General features: G+C 45.1%; 25 protein-coding genes. 11 read left to right on the forward strand and 14 right to left on the reverse strand.

The features are described 5' to 3' along the window. Positions 1-9: 9 nt before the first annotated feature. The 3 genes from QUA44_RS18140 (at position 10) to QUA44_RS18150 (ending at position 2,895) form a co-directional block, all read left to right on the forward strand. The gene (locus QUA44_RS18140) at positions 10-327 is read left to right on the forward strand and encodes a hypothetical protein (protein ID WP_333252935.1); all 318 of its coding nucleotides are present in this window, start codon (positions 10-12) and stop codon (positions 325-327) included. A gap of 134 nt (positions 328-461) precedes the next feature. After that, positions 462-893 carry a globin family protein gene (locus tag QUA44_RS18145; RefSeq protein ID WP_333252933.1) on the forward strand — a complete coding sequence of 144 codons (432 nt, stop codon included), beginning with the start codon at positions 462-464 and terminating at the stop codon, positions 891-893. An 82-nt stretch (positions 894-975) separates the two neighbouring features. Beyond that, positions 976-2,895, forward strand: a complete 1,920-nt coding sequence (locus QUA44_RS18150; RefSeq protein ID WP_333252931.1) for a pentapeptide repeat-containing protein — start codon at positions 976-978, stop codon at positions 2,893-2,895. Between the two features lie 394 nt (positions 2,896-3,289). On the opposite strand, the gene rimI is transcribed toward QUA44_RS18150, so the two are convergent. Beyond that, on the reverse strand, positions 3,290-3,943 hold the full coding sequence (rimI, locus tag QUA44_RS18155; protein WP_333252929.1) for a ribosomal protein S18-alanine N-acetyltransferase: 654 nt from the start codon (positions 3,941-3,943) through the stop codon (positions 3,290-3,292). Positions 3,944-4,128: 185 nt separating this feature from the next. Here rimI and lysA point away from each other — a divergent pair, with 185 nt between their 5' ends. The 3 genes from lysA (at position 4,129) to QUA44_RS18170 (ending at position 7,445) form a co-directional block, all read left to right on the forward strand. After that, positions 4,129-5,547 carry a diaminopimelate decarboxylase gene (lysA, locus tag QUA44_RS18160; RefSeq protein ID WP_333252927.1) on the forward strand — a complete coding sequence of 473 codons (1,419 nt, stop codon included), beginning with the start codon at positions 4,129-4,131 and terminating at the stop codon, positions 5,545-5,547. 237 nt (positions 5,548-5,784) lie between these two features. Continuing rightward, the gene (gene cdaA / locus QUA44_RS18165) at positions 5,785-6,678 is read left to right on the forward strand and encodes a diadenylate cyclase CdaA (protein WP_333252925.1); all 894 of its coding nucleotides are present in this window, start codon (positions 5,785-5,787) and stop codon (positions 6,676-6,678) included. A 20-nt stretch (positions 6,679-6,698) separates the two neighbouring features. Then, positions 6,699-7,445, forward strand: coding sequence for an isoprenyl transferase (locus QUA44_RS18170; protein WP_333252924.1), 747 nt, complete (start codon positions 6,699-6,701; stop codon positions 7,443-7,445). Between the two features lie 112 nt (positions 7,446-7,557). On the opposite strand, the gene QUA44_RS18175 is transcribed toward QUA44_RS18170, so the two are convergent. From QUA44_RS18175 to QUA44_RS18190, 4 genes are all read right to left on the reverse strand, one after another. After that, on the reverse strand, positions 7,558-7,830 hold the full coding sequence (locus QUA44_RS18175; protein ID WP_333252923.1) for a DUF3143 domain-containing protein: 273 nt from the start codon (positions 7,828-7,830) through the stop codon (positions 7,558-7,560). A gap of 90 nt (positions 7,831-7,920) precedes the next feature. Then, on the reverse strand, positions 7,921-8,400 hold the full coding sequence (locus QUA44_RS18180; RefSeq protein WP_333252921.1) for a J domain-containing protein: 480 nt from the start codon (positions 8,398-8,400) through the stop codon (positions 7,921-7,923). 151 nt (positions 8,401-8,551) lie between these two features. After that, positions 8,552-10,138, reverse strand: coding sequence for a chloride channel protein (locus tag QUA44_RS18185; protein ID WP_333252919.1), 1,587 nt, complete (start codon positions 10,136-10,138; stop codon positions 8,552-8,554). 467 nt (positions 10,139-10,605) lie between these two features. Beyond that, positions 10,606-12,042: a hypothetical protein gene (locus QUA44_RS18190; protein ID WP_333252917.1), complete on the reverse strand. Its 1,437-nt coding sequence runs from the start codon at positions 12,040-12,042 to the stop codon at positions 10,606-10,608. Positions 12,043-12,129: 87 nt separating this feature from the next. On the opposite strand from QUA44_RS18190, the gene QUA44_RS18195 reads away from it, so the two are divergent. Together QUA44_RS18195 and QUA44_RS30740 are read left to right on the forward strand one after the other, a co-directional pair. Beyond that, positions 12,130-12,354, forward strand: a complete 225-nt coding sequence (locus QUA44_RS18195) for a hypothetical protein (protein WP_333252915.1) — start codon at positions 12,130-12,132, stop codon at positions 12,352-12,354. Then, positions 12,318-12,392 carry a hypothetical protein gene (locus tag QUA44_RS30740; RefSeq protein WP_445243681.1) on the forward strand — a complete coding sequence of 25 codons (75 nt, stop codon included), beginning with the start codon at positions 12,318-12,320 and terminating at the stop codon, positions 12,390-12,392. The genes QUA44_RS18195 and QUA44_RS30740 overlap by 37 nt, the downstream gene beginning before the upstream one ends. A 31-nt stretch (positions 12,393-12,423) precedes the next feature. Here the strand turns inward: QUA44_RS30740 and QUA44_RS18200 are convergent, their stop codons facing one another. The 5 genes from QUA44_RS18200 to QUA44_RS18220 all read right to left on the reverse strand — a co-directional run bounded on the left by QUA44_RS18200 (position 12,424) and on the right by QUA44_RS18220 (position 16,046). Continuing rightward, entirely contained in the window at positions 12,424-12,546 is a 123-nt protein-coding gene (locus tag QUA44_RS18200; protein WP_333252913.1) for a hypothetical protein, read from the reverse strand. Positions 12,547-12,601: 55 nt separating this feature from the next. Continuing rightward, positions 12,602-12,811, reverse strand: coding sequence for a hypothetical protein (locus QUA44_RS18205; protein WP_333252911.1), 210 nt, complete (start codon positions 12,809-12,811; stop codon positions 12,602-12,604). A gap of 907 nt (positions 12,812-13,718) precedes the next feature. Next, a complete protein-coding gene (locus QUA44_RS18210; RefSeq protein ID WP_333252910.1) occupies positions 13,719-14,186 on the reverse strand; it encodes a hypothetical protein in 468 nt (155 codons plus the stop codon). A 358-nt stretch (positions 14,187-14,544) separates the two neighbouring features. Next, positions 14,545-15,651: a glycoside hydrolase family protein gene (locus QUA44_RS18215; RefSeq protein WP_333252908.1), complete on the reverse strand. Its 1,107-nt coding sequence runs from the start codon at positions 15,649-15,651 to the stop codon at positions 14,545-14,547. Between the two features lie 53 nt (positions 15,652-15,704). Further along, a complete protein-coding gene (locus QUA44_RS18220) occupies positions 15,705-16,046 on the reverse strand; it encodes a glycoside hydrolase family protein (protein WP_333252906.1) in 342 nt (113 codons plus the stop codon). Between the two features lie 243 nt (positions 16,047-16,289). Between QUA44_RS18220 and QUA44_RS18225 the strand changes: the two genes are divergently transcribed. Next, entirely contained in the window at positions 16,290-17,585 is a 1,296-nt protein-coding gene (locus QUA44_RS18225; RefSeq protein ID WP_333252904.1) for an NB-ARC domain-containing protein, read from the forward strand. Positions 17,586-17,590: 5 nt separating this feature from the next. Here the strand turns inward: QUA44_RS18225 and QUA44_RS18230 are convergent, their stop codons facing one another. Continuing rightward, positions 17,591-18,109 carry an isoprenylcysteine carboxylmethyltransferase family protein gene (locus QUA44_RS18230; protein ID WP_333252902.1) on the reverse strand — a complete coding sequence of 173 codons (519 nt, stop codon included), beginning with the start codon at positions 18,107-18,109 and terminating at the stop codon, positions 17,591-17,593. 288 nt (positions 18,110-18,397) lie between these two features. Next, positions 18,398-19,342, reverse strand: coding sequence for an aldo/keto reductase (locus tag QUA44_RS18235; protein ID WP_333252900.1), 945 nt, complete (start codon positions 19,340-19,342; stop codon positions 18,398-18,400). A 251-nt stretch (positions 19,343-19,593) separates the two neighbouring features. Here QUA44_RS18235 and QUA44_RS18240 point away from each other — a divergent pair, with 251 nt between their 5' ends. Beyond that, a complete protein-coding gene (locus QUA44_RS18240) occupies positions 19,594-21,027 on the forward strand; it encodes a BCD family MFS transporter (RefSeq protein ID WP_333252898.1) in 1,434 nt (477 codons plus the stop codon). A 233-nt stretch (positions 21,028-21,260) separates the two neighbouring features. Next, a complete protein-coding gene (locus QUA44_RS18245) occupies positions 21,261-22,094 on the forward strand; it encodes an inositol monophosphatase family protein (RefSeq protein WP_333252896.1) in 834 nt (277 codons plus the stop codon). A gap of 351 nt (positions 22,095-22,445) precedes the next feature. Here the strand turns inward: QUA44_RS18245 and QUA44_RS18250 are convergent, their stop codons facing one another. Together QUA44_RS18250 and QUA44_RS18255 are read right to left on the reverse strand one after the other, a co-directional pair. Further along, positions 22,446-23,081, reverse strand: coding sequence for a retron system putative HNH endonuclease (locus tag QUA44_RS18250; RefSeq protein WP_333252895.1), 636 nt, complete (start codon positions 23,079-23,081; stop codon positions 22,446-22,448). Beyond that, complete coding sequence (locus tag QUA44_RS18255; protein WP_445243680.1) at positions 23,078-23,644, reverse strand: AAA family ATPase; 567 nt, start codon at positions 23,642-23,644, stop codon at positions 23,078-23,080. The genes QUA44_RS18250 and QUA44_RS18255 overlap by 4 nt, the downstream gene beginning before the upstream one ends. Between the last annotated feature and the right edge of the window lie 21 nt (positions 23,645-23,665).

Genomic DNA, 23,665 nt, shown 5'->3' on the forward strand with positions numbered 1-23,665 from the left:
AATACACCAATGAAATTAGACAAGTTTGTAGTAGCACAAAACATGGCATTTTTAATAGCCATTCCCCCAGAAAGTAATTTGGCGAAGTTACTCTCCTTTTGCTTGGCGACAAAGGTTAGAAAAAATACGACCGGAACAGACATTTTAAGGCTCACCTGTGAGCTAATGGAAAATCCATCTAATTTGCCTTATTGGACGCAGGACGTGATGGGACTCGATTTAGATTACAGTAGTGAAGAGTGGAAAGCTTTGGGAGAAATGGGCATCAAGGATGCAGAAGACTTTATGGCTACCCTGTCGCAAGAGTTGGAAAATTTGAGTTTGTAATATCTGGCCCTGGCGTCAGCAAAGAAACTCTCAGGTTCCAAACACTCTATCAAAAGCATTCATTCAGAGCCGGATAGTTAAAAAACCCTGTCTTGAGACAAGGGAGCGTCAACTTTCAATCAAGGAACAAAAATATGTCTTTAAATGTTGAACTGTTAGAGCAAAGTTTCGAGCAAATCAAACCTCGCGCCAATGATTTCGTAGCTAGCTTCTACGAAAACCTGTTTGCAGCTCACCCGGAAGTAAAACCGCTGTTTGCCCACACTAACATGGTAGAACAACGGAAACATCTGATAGCTGCTCTAGTCTTAGTGATCCAAAATCTCCGTAAACCAGAAGTTTTAGGGAAAGCTCTCAAAACTTTAGGAGCCAAACACGTTGGATATGGGACAATTCCCCAACATTACCCCGCAGTTGGAGAAGCACTACTGATGACTTTTGAACAGTATCTCCAGCAAGATTGGACTATTGAAGTCAAACAAGCCTGGGTAGATGCCTTAACAGCAATTACCGCTCTGATGTTAAACGGTGCAGAAGAAGATTATGCACCTCTAGAAACTCTGTAAAAAGCATTAGTAAGCGCTGGACAGTCCAGAAATCCCGGTCTTTATACAAGGGATCGTCAACTTTCAAGAGAGAAACAAAAATATGTCTTTAAATGTTGAACTTTTAGAACAAAGTTTTGAGAAAGTTAAACCTCGTGCTGATGAATTTGCCGCTAGCTTCTACGAAAAATTGTTTGCAACTCACCCAGAGTTGAAACCCCTGTTTGCCACAACTGATATGGCAAAGCAACAGAAGAAGCTGATTAATGCTCTGGTTTTAGTAGTAGAAAATATCCGCTCTCCAGAAGCTTTGGAGCCTGTTCTAAATGCCTTGGGAGGCAGACACATCGGTTATGGAGTAATTCCCAAATATTACGGTCCAGTTGGAGATGCACTGCTGAGTGCTTTGGAGCAGTCTCTCCAGCAAGATTGGACACCTGATTTAAAGCTGGCGTGGACAGATGCCTACAGAGCTATTACTGCTTTGATGTTAAAAGGCGCAGGAGCAGTTTCTACACCTGAAAAAGTTCAATTAAAAATAGAGATAATTCCAGAGAAACCGGTGACTGTAGCAGCTAATCACCAACTAGAATCAGTTCCCGAAAAAGAGCCAGAGTTAGCCGTAGAGGTACTGGAAAGCAGTTTCGAGAAAATCAAACCTTGTGCTGATAAATTTGCCGCTAGCTTCTACGAAAACCTCTTCATGGCTCACCCCAATTTTAAACCGCTGTTTGCCAATATTGAGCTAGAAAAGCAACAGAAAAAACTCATAAATGCTTTGGTATTGGTAGTAGAAAATCTTCGCTCTCCAGAAGCTTTAGTACCAGTTCTCAATGCCTTGGGAGGCAGACACATCGGCTATGGGGTAATTCCCAAATATTATGGTCCAGTTGGAGACGCACTGCTGATGGCTTTTGAGCAGTATCTCCAAGAAGATTGGACTCCCGAAGTAAAGCTGGCGTGGACAGATGCCTACAGAGCAATTACAGGTTTGATGTTAAAAGGCGCAGGTGCAGATTCTTCACCAAATGTTGTCATAGATAAAAAAGATGTCACCTACCATCAGCCACAAGAATCAAAGACACAATTACTGAACGAATCTAAGCCAATCGCGCCGCAAACCGAGCAACAGAAAAAGCCTTTAGTATCAATTCAGTTGGATGGTGAAATTATCCAAAAAGCGCTCACGAACATAACTGATAGTTATCAGAAATTTCAAGAGCAATCACTCATTCAGCGATTGGGTGAAGTTCTCAAAGGAATTTTAGAAAAATTTATTGATAATTTTTGGACACAACCTGCCTGGTTAGTGGCTATTGTTTCAGCAGTTCTGTTCATCATAATTTATGTGGCGGCGGATGATAATTCTCTGATTGGAGAGGTTTTGCAGAGTGTGGATGCTCTTAGTATGGTCGTTGCTTTAATTTTATTCATTAAGGAAGCTCCGGATCGCAGAAAGCAATTTCATTACCAAGCTTGGAGTATAGTTGATGCAGCACACGGCGTAAAAGTTAGCTATGCAAGAATTCTGGCACTCCAAGATTTGAATGAGGATGGTGTTTCTCTGAGAGGTGTAGATGCTATTGGTGCAGAGTTAGTAGCTATTAATCTCTCTCGCGCCAATCTAAGTGAAACAAAATTGAGTGAAGCCGACCTCAGTAATGCTAATCTGAGCCACGCTAACCTCAATAATGCTAACCTCAGTCAGGCTAAATTGAGCGGTGCTAATCTCAGTGATGCCAACCTGAGTTTTGCTCGCTTGAGTCAGGTTAATCTCAGTAGTGCCAACCTCAGTGGCGCTAATTTAATTTGTGCAGACTTGAGTAACGCAAATATGAGCGGCGTCAATTTGACGAATGCTAGTTTGAGTGGTGCTAACCTGAAGAGTGCCTACCTAAGTGGTGCAAATCTCAAAGGTGCTAAAGTTAGCATTTCTGACCTGAGTGGTGCTTTGCTCGCAGGTGCTGTTATGCCTGATGGATCGAAGTATAAGTCTCTGGAAGATGGGGTCACAAATAAATAAATTGATGCCAGCTTTTTTATGACTTTGAGGTCTGCTTTTCTACTAAAATGGTGACGACCCCTTGAGGAGAAAAGCTTTGGCTTACTGAAATGCGATATGCGAAAGGGTGCATCTCAATGAATGCAAATATATACAAAAAGCGCTAACATAAAAACCTAGTAAAAATACCAAAAAAAGGGGCTTTTCCGTACTTATTGTGCTAAAATGTGGTTTTTCCTTATCCTTACTTGGTATGCTAAACATACCTGTCCGCTAGCCTAAAAGCTTTGATAGGTAATAAGTGTAGTCATTATCCTTAGCATTTGAGGCTAAGAATACGGGCGACCCACGGCTAGAACCCTTTATTGTACAGCCAAGTTATGATGCTTAATTACAAGTTAAGCATAACAGGTAATCAAGAGCCACTCTCGATCGCCAAATGCCAGTTTTTCTGATGCAGCCGATCGCAAATTTGCACTTTTTCAACCCCCAAATACTTCTGAAATTCGGGTTTTTCAATGCCGCTGCGCCACATAATTACAGCATCTTCTCCTGTATCTGCGTAGTATCGCTTGCGCCGTCCTGCCTCTTTAAAGCCAAATTTTTTGTACAGAGACAGTGCGATCGAATTAGATGCTCGCACTTCTAAAGTTGCCCGTTCTAATTGTCTGCGGTTTGCCGATGTTAGCAAAACCCAAAGCAGAGCTTGTCCCAAACCCTGACCTTGAAAGCGCGGATCGATCGCCAAAATTGTAATATGAGCTTCTTCTAAAATTGCCCACAGACAACCCAAACCGATGAGCGTTTGGGTTGTCTGTAGGGGCGGTGCCCCGGTGCCCGCCCGGTTTTGAGGGGAGAAAATATCAAAAGGATCGAGTTCGCTGTCCAATTTTTCTGAGGCGCAGTCTGCTGTTTCCGATGCCCACAAACCCAATAAATCGCTGTTAGGACTGTCTAACTCGCGTCTGTAGCCTTCGATCGTCCAAAGTCCGCCAAAACAGAGGCGATCGAGTTCGACTGCACTGTTGAGGTCTTCGGTGGCAAGATGTTTAATTTGTAGAAAACGCACGGCTGTAAATTGTACACTGGAAAACACAGTAGCGATTAGCTGTTTGTTGCTAGTTTTGAGTCATGACTCACAAGTCTCCAGACATTAGTCTACTGCCAACGACCAATGACTGCTGATTAATGACTGCCGACTGCTGACTGCTGATTAATGACTGCTGACTAATAACCTAGGATAGTTATTGCGCGATGGTATCAACTCAATCTTTCGGGGTGGAATCGGGACTTAAGTATCTGTCTGAGACTCAACAGGCTCTGCAAACTCGATCGCCCAATCAAGAACTGTTACCGCTGACAGCCCGCGTTAACAGCCGAGACCGGCTGGAAATCGGAGGCTGCGAAGTGACAGCTTTGGTGGAGCAATTTGGCTCGCCGTTGTATATTTTAGACGAAGAAACGCTGCGGGCGGCTTGCAGCCAGTACCGGGATGCTTTTAAGCGTTACTATCCGGGCGAATCTCAAGTGCTCTATGCTTCTAAAGCTTGGAGTTGTTTGGCAGTTTGCGCGATCGCAGCTTCGGAAGGTTTAGGCATAGATGTCGTATCCGCCGGAGAAATCTACACTGCACTGCAAGCCGGCGTCAGTCCCGACAAAATCTACTTCCACGGTAACAACAAGTCCCGCGAGGAACTGCGGCTAGCTGTCGAAAGCGGCTGCATTACCGTAGCCGACAATTGGCGGGATTTAGAGACTCTAGCAGAGTTGGGAGAATCCGGTGTCAGCAGCCTCACAGGTGAGCCGACACGAGTTATGGTACGGTTTACTCCTGGAATTGAGTGTCACACCCACGAGTACATTCAGACGGGTCAAATCGACAGTAAATTTGGCTTCGATCCCAATTCGCTCGATCGAGTATTTAAGTTCATCAGCGAACAGCCGTCCTTATATTGTGTGGGAGTGCACGCTCACATCGGCTCTCAGATTTTTGAACTGCAACCCCACGACGACTTAGCCGAGGTCATAATTCAGGCCTTGACAAAAGCACAAAGTTATGATTTGCCTGCGACAGAAATTAATATTGGCGGCGGGTTGGGCATTCGCTATACTGAGACGGACGATCCTCCTAGCATTGACGATTGGGCTCGGACAATTTGCACCGCAGTGGTAGCAGCTTGCGAGCTGCAGCAATTGCCATTACCGAAATTGCTTTGCGAACCGGGGCGATCGCTCGTGGGTACAGCCTGCGTTACAGCTTACACCGTAGGTTCTAAAAAAGTAATTCCGGGAATGCGGACGTATTTAGCTGTGGATGGGGGAATGTCGGACAATCCGCGTCCTATTACCTATCAATCAGTGTATCGAATCCTCGCAGCCGGCAAAATGCGCGATCCCTTAACGGAAACAGTGACAATTGCTGGAAAACACTGCGAGTCAGGCGATGTTCTGATTAAAGATGCTAAATTGCCAGAGTGTCACGCCGGAGATATTCTCGCCGTTACGGCGACAGGAGCATACAATTACAGTATGTCTTCTAACTACAACCGAGTACCCCGACCGGCAGCGGTTTTAGTGAAAAATGGGGAAGTTAACACGATTTTACAGCGGGAAACTTACCAGGATTTGCTGAGGCTCGATCGCCTTCCTGAACGACTCGGAGTTCAAAAGTAAAAACTTAGAAGTTAAAAGTTAAAAGTTAAAAGTTAAAAGAAAGACAATCCATGTTTACTTAGTGATGATTGCCTTTTCACTTTTAACTTTTGCCTTGTTCAGTCACACGATTGGATTGACACTCCCCTGTCTAAAAACACGGGGATTTTCAGCATATTCCTTATAACAACTGTTCATGGTTCACGGGTTCGAGTGCATCACGGTTCGCGGTTCACAGGCGGTAGCGTTCGATGAACCATGAACAATCAACAATCTGGCTTTGACTTGGCCCTGGTTCAGTCCTTATTGATTCAAGGGATCGATATTGGACTGGTTTTTGCCCTTGCGTATTTGGTGCTCGTCATTGTTGGCGAGCGCAGAACGCTGTGGATGGTACGGGGATTTATCATTTTGATGCTGGCGGCGGCGGTGAGCAACTGGGCTGGATTGAGGCTGTTGCACGTTGCCCTCAACAGCTTGGTGACTGGTTCGGCTGTGGCAATGGCGGTAATATTGCAATCGGAGTTTCGCCGATTTCTGGAACAATTGGGTCGGGGGGAATTTCGGCAATTGTTTGGACGCGATCGCCGACCAAATCCCGAACCGGACAGCGTAATAGATGAAATTGTGGACGCAGTAAAAGAACTTTCGCAAAACCGCACGGGCGCTTTACTAATTATAGAAACAGATTCTCCGATCGACGATCGAGATTTTTCGGTGCCGGGACTCAAGCTAAATGCTGAAGTTTCTAAAGAATTGTTGCAGACAATCTTTCAGCCGCAAACTTTGCTGCACGACGGAGCTGTTTTGATTCGAGGTTCGCGGATCGTGTCGGCGGGGGTAATTTTGCCTTTGTCCGATCGCACTGCGTCGCGGCAGTTGGGAACCCGCCACCGGGCTGCGATGGGGATTACGGAACGGGTGCAAGCTTGCGTGTGCGTGGTGGTGTCGGAGGAAACGGGTTCTATTTCTCTGGCGCAGATGGGAATTTTAAATCGACCTTTGACTAGCAACAAACTTAAGGAATTGCTGGAAGCAAAGCTGTTTCCGTCCGAGGGAGAAAGAGCTGTGGCTCCAATTCCGATCGGCAATTTCGGACGGCAGATAGGATTGAAGGGAGTGACGCTATTAAAGCGGATACTGCGCCGTTAGTCGGGTAATCGGGAGAAACCATGAGTCAAGGAATTTGCTTGGAAAAGTTGCCTGCGGATCTACAACTAGAACTACTGCCTAAGCACATCGCAGTGATTATGGACGGGAACGGGCGCTGGGCTAAGAATAAGGGGTTGCCGCGGATTGCGGGCCACCGCCGAGGAGCTAGCGCTCTCAAGGAATTGCTGCGCTGCTGCAAAGATTGGGGGATTCCAGCTTTAACGGCCTATGCTTTTTCGACGGAGAATTGGGGGCGGCCGGCCGGGGAGGTGGATTTTTTGATGAGTTTGTTTGAGGGGAAGCTGCGGCAAGAATTGCGGGAGATGGTGGACGAGGATGTGCAAATTCAATTTATGGGGAATTTGCAGGCTTTGCCGAAGTCTTTGCAGGCGGAAATCGAGCGTTCTGTGACGGCAACTCAGCACAATCGTGGGATTCTGTTTCGGGTGGCGACGAATTACGGCGGCCGCCAGGAGATTGTACAGGCTTGTCGGGCGATCGCCACTCAGGTGAAAGAGGGCAAGTTGCAGCCGGAGGAGATTGATGAGGTTTTATTTAAACGCTATTTGTATACTGCTGATGTTTGTGACCCGGATTTGCTGATCCGGACGAGTGGGGAAATGCGGTTGAGCAATTTTTTACTATGGCAAATGGCTTATGCGGAAATTTACATTACTGAGACGCTGTGGCCGGATTTTGATCGATCAGAGTTTCACCGCGCTTTGTCTACTTATCAGCAACGTAACCGCCGATTTGGCAAAGTCTAACGATTTGGGATTTTAGATTTGGGATTTTAGATGAATTTTTCAGTTGCCAAGTAGGTAGATTCTGAAATGTATTTCTCAATCTAAAATCTAAAATCGCCAATCTAAAATCAAATTAGGGGCCGGAGAAAACGGCAGCTTCAATGTCCTGACGTGAGAGCGAGTATTTGAATGCTCGCTGAATGTCTTGGCCGTCGGCTCCAGCATCGATGTAGCGGATGGTGAGTTGGTCAAGATCGAGGGAGAGTTCTGCTTTCCATGTAAGTTGCTCGATCTGCCAGCAGTGGAGTTCTCGCCGATCTTGCTGGCAGCCGCGGCTTTTTAGCCACTGCTCGATTTCCGGGAGTGGATGGTTGTACAAAGGAGTGTCAGCGGAAGGAAGAGTCATGGGATTTTAGATTTGAGATTTTAGATTTGAGATTGGGGATTTTCGATTGAGGATTTCCGACTTTAGATTGGAGATTTGGGGTTTGAGGCTTTAATTGCCGCGAATTAAGCCGATCGTGATCGCCAGTACCAAACATCCGATTAAGGTAGCTCCCATGATCAACAGGGCGAACATTTCTCCTGGAGAAAGAGGTCGATCCGTGGGATCTAGGTAAGCGGAGTTGGAAGTTTTTTTGCCGGAGCCGGAAACCGGAGTCTCGAAGCCTGGGGGCGGCCCAATCACGTTCAGGCGAGAATAGCCTATTTTGAGGTCGTAGGCGAGGCGACGTTCTGGGTTGCTGAGGGTGGCGTAGGCATTGTTGAGTTGCTGAAATTTGGCGGTGGCGACGGAGGGCGGCAGCTCGGTGGTATCGGGATGGTAGAGTTTGCTCAGTTCCCGGTACGATCGCCGAATTTCGATTACTGAGGCTGAAGGATGCAGCCCTAACAAGCTGTAATGAGTGGAACCCAAGGGGGTTTTTCCGGGTATTTTTTGACTTTTGTTTTTTGCAGTTGCCTCGTTTCCTGCCACCGAAGCCCCTCTCTGCCTATTGTTAATAATATTTGGTTATTTTAGCTGAAATCTGAAGGAACAGGAATTAACCACAGAGGGCGCAGAGAACGCAGAGGGAAGAATTCTCAATTCTCCCGTTCTTCGTCTGTTTCTGCTGTCACGCTGTTTTTTATTCTTTATTGGGGTTGACTTTTTCGGAAGAATGTGAATTAGCGAGGGCTAGCACTGGGGCGTCGGTGGGTTCTGGTCGATCAATACTGTGTTCGCCGTCAATGGGGAGCGGGCAAGAAATCAACTCTGTGACGATCCGATCGCCCAGAGCATCTTCCCAATCCTGCAACTGCTCTCTGGCTGCGATCGGGGAATTGACAGCGACATCTACGCCCATTTGGTGCAGGTTAAGGCTGTGAGTGGTCGATCGGCGGTTGACAAACTCCACCAGCCAAACGCTCAATCCGACTGCAGCCATCAAAGGCAACACAATCCTGTAATCGCGGGTTAATTCAAACATCAACAAAATGGCTGTCAGCGGTGCTTTGGCGCTGCCGGCGAGGATGGCGGCCATTCCCACCATTGCGTAGGCAGCAGGGCCTGCAACTCGATCGCTCAATGCCGGGATCATTTCCAAAAAGATGCCGTAAGCCGAACCCAGACAAGCTCCCAAAAACATCGCCGGAGCGAATATCCCCCCCACCAAACCGCTACCGAGGCTGATTGCTGTCACCGCCAGTTTGACCAATAGCAGCAACAACAGCAAAGGCAAGGAAAATTTCACATCTTGCAGCATGGCTTCAACTGTTTCGTAGCCTACGCCCAAAACTTGAGGAAACTGCAAAGCCACTAAACCGACAATCGCGCCGCCGAGGATCGGATGAAACGGGCGGGGCAGTCGTCCGAGCCAACCAAATCCTCGGATTTTTCCTTGAAAACAGCGATCGGTCAATTGAATTGCTTCTGTATAAGCTAGGGACACACAGCTCGCCAAAAGTCCCAATCCCATGTACAGAGGCAGTTCTAGCGGGCTACGGACATCGTAGACAGGCAAAGCAAAGGCCGGCTGAGATCCCAAACAAATTTGAGCGATCAGCGCCGAAACTACGGCAGAGAGCAAGACAACGCTGACTGAGGAAGTGGCGAAGGTGCTGCCGAGCACGACTTCTAGGGCAAAAAACACTCCGGCGATGGGAGAGTTAAACCCGGCGGATAAACCTGCTGCAGCTCCCGCGCCGAGGAGCAAGCGCTGCCGTTCTGGGGAGAGCTGCAAGACTTGAGCCAGCAGCATTCCGAAGTTGGCGCCGATTTCGACGCTGGGGGCTTCCGGGCCGAGGGATGCGCCGGTGCCGAGGGATACTGAGGCGGCCACCATTTTGGTGATGGGTTTGAGGGGGGAGAGTTCTTGCAGGCCGCGGGTGGCTGCAATTAACGATGACATATTCGGGCCAAAATCCCGAAACCGCCAGCGCATCAGCCCGATGATGACTCCGCCCAGGGTGGGAATGCAGGCTAGCGTCCAAGGGCCTTTCGAGGCGATCGCGCCCATGAAGTCTTCCAGCATCAGGCTGTGGATGAAGTGGATCAGGTAGTGAAAGGTGACGACGCCTGCGCCCGTAACTCCCCCTATGACTAGGGAGAGGATGAGCAGGAGGGTTTCCGGGCTAAGGTGCAGACGGTTGAACAGCGGGCTGAGGCGGGAGGCTTCGGGAGTTTCTGCGGTTGGATCAGGTGGCGGCAGATCCACAGGAGGGGTGGCTGTCATTGAACGGTTAATTCTTCTTTGAGAAGTTAGATAAATATTACAGTTTATTTCTTATTCTCATTTTGAGTGATTTTAGGGGAATTGACAAGCTATGCGATTTTAGATTTTGGATTTTAGATTGAAGAATTGAAGAATTGGGAATGAATGATGAATCGGGTGTTTGAGAGCGCGAGCATATAGTTATGTTTTTTGGGGGAATGATGTTAATTAAGATGTATTTTATGGCTGATTGTTTGGAACAGATGAGGGGCTTAAATGACAAATTAAGAAACTCAGTAGATTCGATATTATTGTATGCTCACTATATTGAAAAATTGAAGAGTTTTATATTTATTCCACGATACGGTTTTTGAATTCACACGGAAAACCGCAGATATTAGCGGATTAACGGGGATTAACGCAGATGCAATTCCAGATATTTTGGATTTTTGCAAGATGTTTTTTGCATTAGAATCTAAAATCTAAAATCACTTGATTGGTTGTTGTGCGGCCGGGATTCTGGGTCTGGGTTTGGCGATCGACATTAGCGGATCGCCGATGGTGGCGACTTTCCAAGGAGGCGATTCTAGCTGGCGGGCTGCCATTAAAAAGGGTGCGCCTCGTTTTAGGCGATCGACCATTATTTTAGGTGGAAGAAATGCAGATAACAAAGGTTCGTTGACGCTACCAACATATGCGTAAGCGCCATTTTGCAACCACCTGCCGGCAACGGTATTTGCATCATCTGGAGCGGATGCTGACCAACTGTGAATCATGTGGATTGCTGCGGGAAATTGCAGTTTTGGTATGTCGTCAACTACAGCATCGCCGTTACCGACTTGAAATGATTTTGGATAGCCTTTAGAATTCATCAATATTAAGTCAAATGTCCACGGTTTTGATGCTAAACTACGCCACTTTTGCAGGCTAGCTTCTGGTTGCTGCACTAATTCGACATTCAAGCCTATGCTTTTTAGTTCGCTAGCTGCTGACTCCATTTCGTATTTTCCCCAATTTCCTTCTTTGGGGTAGCTGTCATAAAGCATGGCTGTTTGGCTGTCGAGAAATATGGCACACATGGCTTGATAGATCGATCGCACTTCTGATCCGTAAATCCAGCCGGCGGCGGCCCACCGTTCGCCGTTGGGATGCCTTCCCAAACCGTCGGTAACAGCCCATTGTTCGTCTTTGTTTTTGGGGGATTGATATTTTACTGCTAGTTGTCGTACAATGGTGATTGTGTCGATCGCGTCTCCGAGTTGAGAGTAAAAATATCCGGTGGATTCGACGGCTTTGGTAACTGCTGTTTGCAGATTTTTCCACTGTGCATCATTGAGGTTATCGTTGGGTTTTCTGAAGTTACCTTCGAGAAATACTAAGGGTTGGCCGCGGGCTGCTGCTAAGGCAACTGCTGCTGTACGTGCGGGGTCGTTTTCTGATGTGATTACTACTCCTGGGGGTTCCCAGCCAAGTTCCTTCCATTTTGTTTTTAAGGTTTGAGCATCCGTGGCATCCCAGGCTGCTGCTGCGCTGTTGAGCATTAATTGTTGGAGTTTTTGACCTTTTGGGAGTTGCTGTTTGATGCTCGGCAAACGGACGATTTCTTCGGGTTGGAAGCGCTGCAAAAACATCGGCGTGTATTTTTTGTCTTCGATGAGAATGGGCCAGTTTCCTTTGAGATTCCATTTTTGGATTGCTGCTAAGAATGTGGCTTCGTCGGGGACTAAAACTATGCGGTTGACTGTTGGGATGTTGTCGCGGAGGATGTTGACTCGGAGGCCTGTTTGTACGGGCCAGGGTTCTTGTTTGGCTGAGGCGGGGAGTTGAAAGGATTTTTTGAAAAGGCGATCGCATCCGACACCGATTATTGCTAAGCTTGCAATCAGGGCGATCGTCAGGAATTTAAGTTTTAAGTTTTTTTTCATAAGGTGAAGAGAAGATCGGGATAAAACTCGATCGCCAACACTAGAAATTATGCGTATATTTTTATATAAGTAGCAAGTTTTCGAGCTATGACACAAAGAAAGATTGTAAGTGCGATCGGAATGGTGACTGTTTGTGCGATCGGCTTAGCAAATACGGGTTTAATAATTTTCGCAGCCAATGGTTCCTCAGTCAAGCATCAAGTCCGACAATTCATTGTAGCGAGAGAATGGAATGCCGGGGGTGCTAATTTGGAGGGGCTAATCTGCGGAATGCTTTGCTGTTATATACTAATTTGGCTGGGGCGAATTTAAAGGGTGCGGTGATACCTGACGGTACGCGGCAGGAATGAAAGTCAGTTGTCAGTTGACAGTTGTCAGTTGTTAGAGGAAAGGGCGATCGCGCCTGCAACCTTGATTTCCCGTTATTTGGTGAGGAAATGAAGGAGAAAGAATAATATGCACTAATGCAGCGATCGCTACGAATAGGTTGGCAATTTGCGGCATTGTAGTCTCCTTTATTTGATTTAAGTAATGAATAACATGAGAGGGATCGTCCTACTTAAGAATTCAAAACATCTCGATTTCTATGAATCAATCCCCAAAATTCTTCTTTGGTATTTCGATCTTCAAATCTGATAGCACCAGCCCTCACAAGTATTTTTCGTAGCTCGTCATCATCAAAACCACCTAACCTGTGCTTGATTGCTTTAAAACTACGTCTTTGCCAATTCTCATGCTCCAACAGTTGTCTGGCCACTTGTTCTGCCATAAATTCAGTTCGCATCTGGGCAAACTCAAACTTTATTCGTAAGGATTCAGGTCACTGAACTCCTTGCTGGGCAAAGACTTTAGCTCTGGAGCTTGATGCTCAATAAATATCTATTATCAATAAATGACGAAAAACTGTCATTTTTCGTCATTTATTGACAATCAACCACGAAGGACAAAAACCATTATTTTGCCCTCAAACCCTTACCAGACAAGCGTTGGAGCCGCAAGTTTTTAGACCTGAATCCTTACCTTTATTCTTCGTTCTTGAAGAAGAAAAGACGCTAAAGTAGTAACAATTGCTGTTCCAAAAGCTGTGACGATCGATGTTAGGACTGTTGTAAGCATAACTTCTAATCCTCAGATAACTTTTTTGGGTCAAAATTTACGTCTCCTATCATCGCTTCTGCTTCGGCGAAAGCTGCCACTAATTTTTCCGGGGAGCTACTACCAGTGTGAAATCTCATTGATTCAGCTCTTAAGTGTCTTTGAGCTTGACGGAATCCATTACCTTTTCGTTTAACATATGTTGTGTTAATCAAAGCTAATGAAATTGCGCTAATTTCAGAAAGCACTTTTGTTCGATGAGTTCCGAGTTCTTAAACAAAGGTAGCAACAAGTAAAGATGACATGATTGAACTTACTCCCAAAAACAGATAAATGGAATGTAAGATATAGGCATACTGATGCCATTTTTCGATTTGATATTAAAACTTTTCGGGGATTTCTTGCATCAGAAAATTCAACCATCAATTAAATGGTAAATTGTTGAATTAGGAGAAATAGCGATCGCACTTGCAAGCTTTATTCCCGGTTATTTAGTGAGGAGATGAATGGGTGACTAGGTGCGATAAATCTATGGTTCTACTTCTTGTTAATAATTAACAAAAATGCCAGAATTCCATCTATTAGCTGTCAGCTTTTGCTGCATCACTTCTTAATAAATAAAACTGAGATTCAATAGCCTTCAATTCTTCTGTACCTTCTACATACTTAACATCAGTCAACAAATTATTAGCTTGCGCTTGAAGAATACGATAGGCTCCCGCTCTTTGTTTAACTGGAAATGCGTTTCCAATTGATTGAATAGCAACGATCACTCCGCCTAGAATGCCAGTAGCTATCTTTTTGTCTTGCTGGTCTATTCGATCCCAGGTAGACAGAAGGGTAATTATTAAAGTAAGAACGATCGTGGTAATTGTCAAACCTCCATCCCAGTTCCGATTGATTCGTCTGAGCCTAGTCATTTCTTGAGTTAATTCCTTAACTTCATTCTCTAAATATTGTCTTTTGTCCTCAAGTGAAGATGGAGTTAATTCTTTAACTTCATCCTTTGAATTTTTGGTTTTTTCGGGAATTACAGATTGAGATTGCATTTTTTATTTTCCTCTAATTTTTAAATTTACACCAATTTTAAGTAGATGCATCTTGTGCTGATAACAGTCAGTACAACAGATTTTACAAGCACGTCCTCCGGCTGCTTTAATCATCCATCTAACTCAACTTTACTTACTCTTTTCCGTGTTCAGAAGAATTTGGTTTAATCTCAATGCTAGAAAAATGTGGCATTTGATTAACCTCCTAAATATTTAAAGTTTGGTAATGAGATGAACGAATAATGAGGTGCGCTCGGCTTACCATTTAAACACTTTTAAAACTGTAGACAACCCCTGATGCCTCTTGTAAAATAGGATTTGCCGATCGCCCTAGAGAGTGTTAACGGGCAGCGTCCACCTACAGCAGTCCCCAGTCCACAAAAAGGTCGCGAGGATCGTAAAGACGCAAAAGTCTGACCAGTTCTTTCAAATCATTCATTGTGGTTGGGCAAACACATCCTGCACTACCTGGTGAATGGCTCTGGTTCCAATCAACATGAAAGCCAAAAGCATCACGATCGTCAATCTGGGTGAAATGTTTAATTAGAGGAACAAAGACTGGACCAATCCCATCATTTGCATGGAAGTGAGCAACATTGTAGTTGTCTTTACCACCCGCCCAATCAATATCGCCGATGACGTAGCGTCCTTGAGGAATTGGCTCTAAACTCCCTGCATTGCTATCTTCAGGAAGATTGAACCTTTGTATTCCAGCAACACCTGAAACAACACGAAGCGAGCTAAGAACGTTCCCTTGAGAACTAATCCAGTCTAGTGACAACCACTCAAGCCCGTCGGAATTTTGCTGATGGGTACGAGTGAGACGGCAGTAGACACGTCCTTCCATCGGTTCAGGCAAACGTTTGCGTGACTTAGCGAGTGCAGCAGAAAGTGTTGCTTTTGTTTTGGGACCGAAAATCCCCTCAACCTTGAGATTATTCTCACCTTGGAACCGTGCAACAACTTCTTGAGTGACATCAGTATAGCTATTCGGCTGAATGTCAAGTTTGAGAAAACCGCGCTCTGCTAATGCACAATTGAGGATGTAGCAATCATCACCAGCAGATCCTTGCTTTAGGGTACGGGTAATCTTCAGGGGAAGTTCTGGAGTCTCATAAGGTTTTTGCAGAGGAGCAACAGCATTAGATGCAGGAATTTCGACATCATCACCTGGCCATCCATCCCGTCGGAATAAGGCTTCTTCTTTATTGCGACGAATCACCAATCCTGGTAGAACTTTCCCATCTCCATGAATCCAGCGATCGAATTCACGGGCGGCTCCCTCGTAGTCTTGCTTGTTGAGCTTACGCAGGAGTGTTGATTTTTTTAAGGCTTCCGATCCGAGATTAAACGTGAACGAAACGAGTGCATCAAACATACCTTGTTTGAGAGGAACTGTGTACAGGCTATTTACTGCTGCTGCCTTCTTTTGTATCCGCTCAATAATTCGGGGCGGACTACCCACTCAGGAACGATTTTGCGTCATTTGAGGTGCATCGTTGAGCGATTTACCCCGGATTATTGAGCGGATACCTTCTTTTCGACTTCCAAATTTAACCAGAGTGAAGCGTCAGCTTCAGTAATGACATCACCTTGTTTCACTGCGCTGTCTCGATCAATGTGATGAATTGATCCATAACCAATCGTCCATACCCCGACTGGATCAAGATAAGCTCCAATTGTTCCATCAGGAAGTTTGCGATGTAGACCTTCCGACTCTTTGATGAGATTTAAGCAATCTTGACTTGGTTGCATATTCATAAGTATTTCTCTTTCTTGACTTTCCCCATCAAAACCCAAACCCGATCGCCTTGCCGGTGAGAAAAAGTGACATGGTTTTGTAAAGTTACGTAAATTCACTCAATCGATTTGAGATTTGATATCTGAGATTGTGCAATTAACCTCATCCCAAATCCGGGTTAAATATCCCCCTTATTTTTCAGTCTCGGAAGGCGAACAAAAGCTTGTTTAGTATCGGTTTTAACCCGAAGTATAAAAGGGATTACCTTGCGGTTAATTCAGTCAATTTGTTTTCTTTCCTGAACAGCAACTCGCACTCATGAAATATCAGTAAATTTACTGAATAGGTCAAAATGGCAAGCTATGAAAGGACAAGAAGCGATCGCCCTAATTGACATTTTGTTACAATCCGCCAATAAAAAGCAAAAACTCAATGACGTTCAATCCCTCGTCTTTCTGGAAACTTGGGAAGGACATTCTTATCAAGAAATAGCCGATCGCTTACTTTACGAACACGATTATATTAAACAAGTCGGTTCGCATTTGTGGCGAATTATCTCTAAAATCATCGGTGAAAAAGTCTCAAAGCACAATCTGCAAGCAGTCTTGCGCCGCTACCAGCATCGCAGCGTACCAGATAACTGCATCCAAGATTGGGGAGAAGCGATCGATATTTCCTCTTTTTACAACCGCCAACAGGAACTCGAAACATTAGAAACTTGGATTAGTGGCAATTCTACCCGTTCGATTGGTATTTTTGGCATTGGCGGTATCGGCAAAACTTCTCTGTCTGTCAAACTCGCTCAGCAAATTCAATCTCAATTTCAATTTGTGATTTGGCGCAGCTTGCAGCAAGCACCGCGATTAGATGTTATCCTCAGCAATATTTTACCGATTTTAACTAATTCATCAGCGACAACAAATAACTCTGTTTCTGCTCTCATGGAACAGTTGCGACAAAAACGCTGTTTGTTAATTATCGACAATTTGGAGTCGATTTTGCAAGGGGGAAATCGCAGCGGACAATACCAACAAGGCTATGAAGATTATGGACTGTTAATTGCGCGCATTGCTGACGAATCGCACCAAAGTTGTTTGATTTTAACCGGAAGAGAACAACCGGGCGGGTTCGCTGTGCGATCGGGCGAAAATTTGCCCGTGCGATCGCTCAAACTCTGCGGGCTTTCACCGCCTGTATGCCAGAAAATCCTCGCCGATAAAGGATTAAACGCAACGCTACTACAAAGTAGAGATATTGTCAACTACTTTGGCGGCAATCCCCTGGCGATTAAAATTGCAGCCACGACTATTCAAACACTTTTTGGCGGTGATATTCAGAGATTTTTATTGCAAGGAAATACTGTTTTTAGCGATTTGTGGGATTTGCTCGATCGCCAGTTCGAGCGCCTGTCTCCCCTGCAACAACAAATCATGTACTGGTTGGCCATTAATCAAGAAGCAGCGACTCCTGCAAAGCTAAAAGCTGAAATTTGGCCCAAAGTTTCAGGACGCGACCTGATGGAAGCATTGGAGGCGCTGGCGGGGCGATCGCTCATCGAAGATCGGCGATCGCTCAACGATCACGCACCAACAACTTTAATGCTACAGCCTGTGATCGTCGAGTATATCATAGAACGCTTGATTCAAACCGCAATCTAAAACTTTTAATAAATTCCGGGAATGAGTTTTTTGACTCGCTGGCGATATTCTGAATAGTCGGGATATTTTTCACTCAACCAGGTTTCTTCGCGATTGGCTTTGATATCAAAAAATATCAGTAAAATTGCAGTAGCTATTAAGTGCGATATGCTCATTTGAAAAATTGTCCAACCGAAAGCTGCTAAAATTAAGCCGCTGTATAATGGATGCCGCACTATGCTGTAAATTCCTGTTTGGATTAATTCTCCGTTTTCTATGGGATAGGGTAAAGGTGTGAGGTTTTTTCCTAAGTCTATCAATCCTTTGACGATTAAAATTAATGCACCAAAACCGAGCATAGCTGCCAGAAACCAGGTAAGATAAATTAATTGAGTTGATTGAATTTTGAATCCCGGCAGTTGATAAACTGGTAAGATGGCAAATCCTGCTAGTAATGCTCCTTGCAGCAATACTAAATATTCGCCGCGGCTGTTGTTGCGCCAGCCTTCGCGCGTGAAACCCCAGTCAGTTAATAGTTGTTTCATAGTTATAGGAAAGTTCGGCAACGGATTTTTTAACGGATTTAACGGATGTCACGGATAGAGGGAAGTTCGGCAACGGATTTTTTAACGGATTTAACGGATGTCACGGATAGAGGGAAGTTCGGCAACGGATTTTTTAGCGGATTTAACGGATGTCACGGATAGAAAGGTTAGAAGAGTCCTGGACGCATTAAGAGCAAATCCACCGGGTTTTTTACGGAATTCGCAGGGTAAAATCTGTGTATTTTCGTGAAAAAACCCGGTTTTTGACTGGTTGTGAATAAGTTTTATTTATTCTAGCCAGGGACGTGTCATTAGTTCTAGTTGGTTGACTTCATCTTGGCTTAAAGTCCAGCCTAGTGCGCCTGCGTTTTCTTCGGCTTGTTTGGCGGTTTTGGCGCCGGGAATTGGGATGACTCCGTTTTGAGATATTAACCAGTTTAGGGCAACTTGGGCGGGGGTGCGATCGCGCTTTCTCCCCATTTTCCGCAAGGTGGACATGACTAATTCGATTTTCTCAATCCCGGCTTTGCTGAAGCGGGAGTCCATTTTACGGGCTCCTGTCGGTTGTTCTTGGGCGCTGTATTTCCCGGTGAGCAATCCTTGGGCTAAGGGGCTGTATGCTAAAATTGTGACTCCCAATTCGCGGGCTGCACTGACAATTTTTTGTTTTTCTACTTGTCGCGACAGCAATGAGTAACGGACTTGATTTGTTGCTAGGGGAACTCCTCTGGCTGCTAATATTTTGTGGGCTTCGCGCATCTGTTCTTCTGAATAGTTGCTGACTCCTACTGCTTGAATTCTGCCTTGTTTTACTTCGTCTGCTAAGACATTCATCAAGGTTTCTTGACTGAGTAAAAAACTGAATGGCCAGTGTACTTGATAGAGGGCTATTTGTTCTACTTGCAAGCGTTTTAAGCTGGCACTCAAGGCTTCGGAAACTGATTTTCCGGTAATTCGCCAAGGTACGGGGCCGAATTTTGTGGCTATTTGTACGGGTTGGCTGGTTTTTTTGATAAATTGTCCCAGCAATTCTTCTGACAAGCCGTTACCGTAGACTTCGGCTGTATCGAAAAAGTTGACTCCGGCATCTAGGGATGTTTTGAATGCTGCTTCTACTTCGGCGGCGCCGTAGTTGCTGCCGTAGTTCCAAAATAGTTTGTCGCCCCACGCCCAAGTTCCGACGCACAGGGGAATGACGGCTGGGCCTTTTTGTCCTAGGGTAATGGTTGTCACGGTTCGTAAATCCACAATTCTTTATTTTCTATTATTTTCATAGGAATAATCGCTTTTGAGCTTCTAGCTGGAGGAGGAAAGGTGGCTGGTGGCGATATATCATACCATTTTAGATTTTAGATTTTAAATTTTAGATTTTAGATTGGGAATAAATAATTGTGTCTGGGTTGGCAGCACGGGCGTACAGTTGCATTATTTTTTAACTGGTATCAGTTACTATAAATGCTGATGCTGTGTTTATTTGAATAGTTATGTCGATCGACCGTTTGCCAGATTCTAGATTAACAGATTCCGCGACTGCTGCTATCAAGAGAGTTACCCTCGTGACTATGTTCCGGCTGGGTTTGTTTCAGATGGGGCTGGGTATGATGTCGATTTTGACGCTGGGGGTGCTCAATCGCGTGATGATTAAGGAGTTGGCGATTCCGGCTACTGTGGTGGCGGGTACGCTGGCAATGCACCAGTTTGTCGCCCCGGCTAGGGTGTGGTTCGGGCAAATGTCGGATGCTAAGCCTTTGTTTGGGCATCACCGCACGGGTTACGTGTGGGTAGGAAGTGTTTTGTTTGTAATTTCGGCTTTTTTGGCGGTGCAGGTGATGTGGCGCTTGGGAGCTAGTTTGGAGGCTGTGGGATGGACGACTCCTACTTACGGTTGGGTGGGTTTGTTGGGTTTGGTTTTTGCAGTTTATGGTATCGCAATTTGTTCGAGCTCGACTCCTTTTGCTGCTTTGTTGGTGGATGTTTCGGATGAGGAGGATCGATCGAAGTTGGTGGGTGTTGTGTGGTCGATGCTGATGGTTGGTATTATTATCGGGGCGATTGTCAGCAGCGGTTTGCTGAAGCAGATTGATGGGGATGTGCCGCGGGAAGTTTTGCAGGCTTCGATTAATGGTTTGTTTGTGAAGGTGCCGGCGGTGGTTTTGCTGTTGGTGGGGATTGCAACTTTTGGGGTTGAGAAAAAGTATTCGCGGTACGGGGTGCGATCGCTCGCAGTGAATCGAGAAGATAAAATTACTTTGGGAAGTGCGCTGCGGATTTTGACTGCTAGCCGTCAAACCGGTTTGTTTTTTACTTTCCTGCTGGTAATGACGATTTGTTTGTTTATGCAGGATGCGGTTTTGGAACCCTACGGCGGGGAAATTTTTAAGATGCCGATTTCGGAAACTACGCGGTTGAATGCTATTTATGGTACTGGTGTGCTTTTTGGTTTGAGTGCTACTGGTTTTTTAATTGTGCCGCGCATCGGCAAGCAAAATACGATTAGGTTGGGTTGTTTGTCGGTGGCTGCTTGTTTTTGTTTGATTATTTTATCGGGATTTACTGGTAATCCAATTGTGTTTAAGTCGGCTTTAATGTGCTTCGGATTAGCTTCAGGAATTACGACGACTGGTGCGCTAAGTTTGATGTTGGATTTGACTGCTGCAGAAACGGCGGGGACTTTTATTGGCGCTTGGGGTTTGTCGCAAGCGATGGCGCGGGGTGTGGCGACGGTTAGCGGCGGTGCTATTTTGGATTTTGGCAGGAGTTTGTTTGGGGTGCCGATGTTGGCTTACGGGTTAGTATTTGCTGTACCGGCGGTGGGTATGATTCTGGCTGTTTGGCTGTTGGGTAGGGTGGATGTGCGGGAGTTTCAGGATAATGCTAAAAGTGCGATCGCCACTATTCTTGAAAATGAATTAGACTAAGGTTTAGTCATTAGTCAGTAGTCAGTAGTCATTAGTCAGTAGTTATTAGTCATTAATCCAACGTCATTAGCATTTTGTAGGGGCGGGTTTAGCTAAGGATATATAATACAAATGACTAAAAAAAAGGCAAAACCCGCTCAGTCATTAGTCCAACGTCATTAGTCAATATTCATTGGGAATTGGCAATTGGATAATTCTCTCCCCATCTCCCTTAGTTGTTAATTGTTAGTGAAATGAAAGATTTTTGGAACTCTATTTTAATTTTTTCTCAAACTACTGTCAAGACAATCGGACAGCAATTTTTGAAAGATTTCGGTTATGCACAAGCGCATGAGAAAGATGATGGCACTTTGGTTACGCAATCTGACAATTGGGCGGATGCGGAAATTAGAAGTGCGATCGCAATTGCGTTTCCCAACCACGGAATATTGAGCGAGGAAGGAGAACACGTTTTCCCTGATACTGAATGGTGTTGGGTTGTCGATCCTTTGGATGCTACCACTAATTTTGCTCGCGGAATTCCGATTTGGGGGATTTCTTTGGGTTTATTGTATCGCGGAACTCCGGTTTTTGGCTGTGTGCATTTGCCCCCGGTGAATCAATTGTTTCACGGTTTTTATGCAGAGGATTTGGCGGGCGATAATGTATTGACAAATATGCCTCAAGGTGCATTTTTAAATGGTAGGCAAATTCGCCCGAGTGCTGATAAAATGAGCGGAAATCATATATTTAATTTGTGTTCGCGGAGTGTGGGAATTGGGCCTCATCTTCCGAGTAAAATTCGGATGTTGGGTATGGCTAGTTACAATTTTTTGATGGTGGCTTCTGGTGCGGCTATGGGAGGGGTGGAAGCAACTCCGAAAATTTGGGATATTGCCGGGAGTTGGGTAATTGTGAAGGCTGCGGGTGCGGTTTGGCTACCGCTGGAGTCCCAGGCGATTTTTCCGTTGGAAGTAGGGAAGAATTACGGGAGGGTTTCTTATCCCACTTTGGTGATGAACCGGCAGGAGTTGGTGTCGGTGTTTTTGCCGTTTGTGGAGGCTTGGAAGAAGAAGAAAATGGGCTGATATTAATGTCACCTCGAACCGAATAGGTTTGTAGTGAGGACTTTAGTCCTTCTTTCTTGCGGACTAAAGTCCTCACTACGAACCTGTTTTATCGTAGTGTAGGGATGCCCAATCGTACAATTATTAAATAAAACTGCATGGCAGATGTGACGGAGGAGTCTCCCACGCCTGCCGTGCGGTTTGGAAGAAATATACCGACCGATGACCGATGGTTAAATTATGCTTGCTCTGGTGTATTTCTGCCAATGTGCGATCGGGTGGTTTTCTTTTAGGTCGATCGGGTGATGCGGTTCTGGTATAATTTAGAGTAAGTCTGATTCTCCATTTCGCAATCTTTGGGTAAGATTAAATTTAAGAAACACCAAAATAATTCTTGAGAAAATACAAAACCGCATTACAAAAATGCTGGTATCGCCCTTGTGCATCCATTTGTTGACAAACTTCAGCTAATAATTCTGCCTCTTCCTGCGTCGTCATTCCTTTCAGTGCTTCCAGCGCTTGAATTCGTCCCTGCGTTAAGTCATAATGGTTGAGTCCCAAAACTTTAATTGTTATTTCAGCATCTTTTTCCTCATCTAAATTATTTGTAGTTGGCAGTATCTCACCAGTGCTAGAATAACTAAAAAATTCTTCACAGTTCGACTTTAGTGGTGAAACTGCGATAAAAAGATTCTTTTTCTTATTCCCACAATACTCAGGCCAATTTGGATATCTGCCACAAGAACCTAGCAGATTTGTGTAATCAACAGATAATTCTGAATTAGTCTTGCTCTGAGGGGCTAGATGTTCAATATGGCTATTACTTTGCTCAACTTTCTTACAGCAGTAGCAGCAAATATAGCCTTGTTCACTTAGCAAAGAAATGTGTACCGATCCTTTTTCAGGATTGGAAAAAGTTTTGTAATCATAATTGACACCAAGAGACTTTTGTGTAGCCTTCCAGTCTGAAAAATCTTGAGGTTCTTTTCCCTTTTGAATATATTTCATTTATTGAGAATTTCCTTGCGTTGAATTAGCCAATCTGCTCTCACAAATTCTGGATCTTCTTCTCCCATTCTGTGCGCTAATTCTTGGCGCAATCGCCGTGCGTTGTCAAGTTCACCCTTGTCTATGAAGCGAAACAGTTCATGTAAAGATTCCTGAATTTCCTGCGGACGTTCAGGGGTTCCCATGAGCGTTTCTAAAATCCGATTGCTATCTTTCCCATAGGATGGTATTCGCTCAATCACAATTCCTTCAGATGTTGACCTCAAAAGATGAACCCATTTGAGATCGCTGATTACCTGTGGCGAATGAGTGGTAACTATAAACTGGCAATTAGGGAAAGTTTTTGCCAGATTCGGAATAATCGCCCGTTGCCATTTTGGGTGCAAGTGTAGCTCAATCTCGTCGATTAAAACAACCCCGAAACCCTGAAGTGGATTGCATGATGGATTCGGATTTGCGCTCGCCAAACGCCTTGCTAAATCTCCTGCCAGTGCTAACAAGCATTTTTCACCATCGGATAGTTGATTGATGATAAGTTCATCGCCTTGTTTGTCCACAGTCATTCGCAAAGGCGATCGCCGAAT

Origin of the sequence: Microcoleus sp. N9_A2 (genome assembly GCF_036701775.1) — a bacterium.
Lineage (GTDB): Bacteria > Cyanobacteriota > Cyanobacteriia > Cyanobacteriales > Microcoleaceae > Microcoleus.

Coding starts and splice junctions, on each gene's coding strand:
- QUA44_RS18140 (WP_333252935.1), top strand. CDS start 10: ATGAAATTAGACAAGTTTGTAGTAGCACAAAACATGGCATTTTTAATA.
- QUA44_RS18145 (WP_333252933.1), top strand. CDS start 462: ATGTCTTTAAATGTTGAACTGTTAGAGCAAAGTTTCGAGCAAATCAAA.
- QUA44_RS18150 (WP_333252931.1), top strand. CDS start 976: ATGTCTTTAAATGTTGAACTTTTAGAACAAAGTTTTGAGAAAGTTAAA.
- lysA (WP_333252927.1), top strand. CDS start 4,129: ATGGTATCAACTCAATCTTTCGGGGTGGAATCGGGACTTAAGTATCTG.
- cdaA (WP_333252925.1), top strand. CDS start 5,785: ATGAACAATCAACAATCTGGCTTTGACTTGGCCCTGGTTCAGTCCTTA.
- QUA44_RS18170 (WP_333252924.1), top strand. CDS start 6,699: ATGAGTCAAGGAATTTGCTTGGAAAAGTTGCCTGCGGATCTACAACTA.
- QUA44_RS18175 (WP_333252923.1), bottom strand. CDS start 7,830: ATGACTCTTCCTTCCGCTGACACTCCTTTGTACAACCATCCACTCCCG.
- QUA44_RS18185 (WP_333252919.1), bottom strand. CDS start 10,138: ATGACAGCCACCCCTCCTGTGGATCTGCCGCCACCTGATCCAACCGCA.
- QUA44_RS18190 (WP_333252917.1), bottom strand. CDS start 12,042: ATGAAAAAAAACTTAAAACTTAAATTCCTGACGATCGCCCTGATTGCA.
- QUA44_RS18195 (WP_333252915.1), top strand. CDS start 12,130: ATGACACAAAGAAAGATTGTAAGTGCGATCGGAATGGTGACTGTTTGT.
- QUA44_RS18200 (WP_333252913.1), bottom strand. CDS start 12,546: ATGCCGCAAATTGCCAACCTATTCGTAGCGATCGCTGCATTAGTGCAT.
- QUA44_RS18205 (WP_333252911.1), bottom strand. CDS start 12,811: ATGGCAGAACAAGTGGCCAGACAACTGTTGGAGCATGAGAATTGGCAA.
- QUA44_RS18210 (WP_333252910.1), bottom strand. CDS start 14,186: ATGCAATCTCAATCTGTAATTCCCGAAAAAACCAAAAATTCAAAGGAT.
- QUA44_RS18225 (WP_333252904.1), top strand. CDS start 16,290: ATGAAAGGACAAGAAGCGATCGCCCTAATTGACATTTTGTTACAATCC.
- QUA44_RS18230 (WP_333252902.1), bottom strand. CDS start 18,109: ATGAAACAACTATTAACTGACTGGGGTTTCACGCGCGAAGGCTGGCGC.
- QUA44_RS18240 (WP_333252898.1), top strand. CDS start 19,594: ATGTCGATCGACCGTTTGCCAGATTCTAGATTAACAGATTCCGCGACT.
- QUA44_RS18245 (WP_333252896.1), top strand. CDS start 21,261: ATGAAAGATTTTTGGAACTCTATTTTAATTTTTTCTCAAACTACTGTC.
- QUA44_RS18250 (WP_333252895.1), bottom strand. CDS start 23,081: ATGAAATATATTCAAAAGGGAAAAGAACCTCAAGATTTTTCAGACTGG.
- QUA44_RS18255 (WP_445243680.1), bottom strand. CDS start 23,644: ATGACTGTGGACAAACAAGGCGATGAACTTATCATCAATCAACTATCC.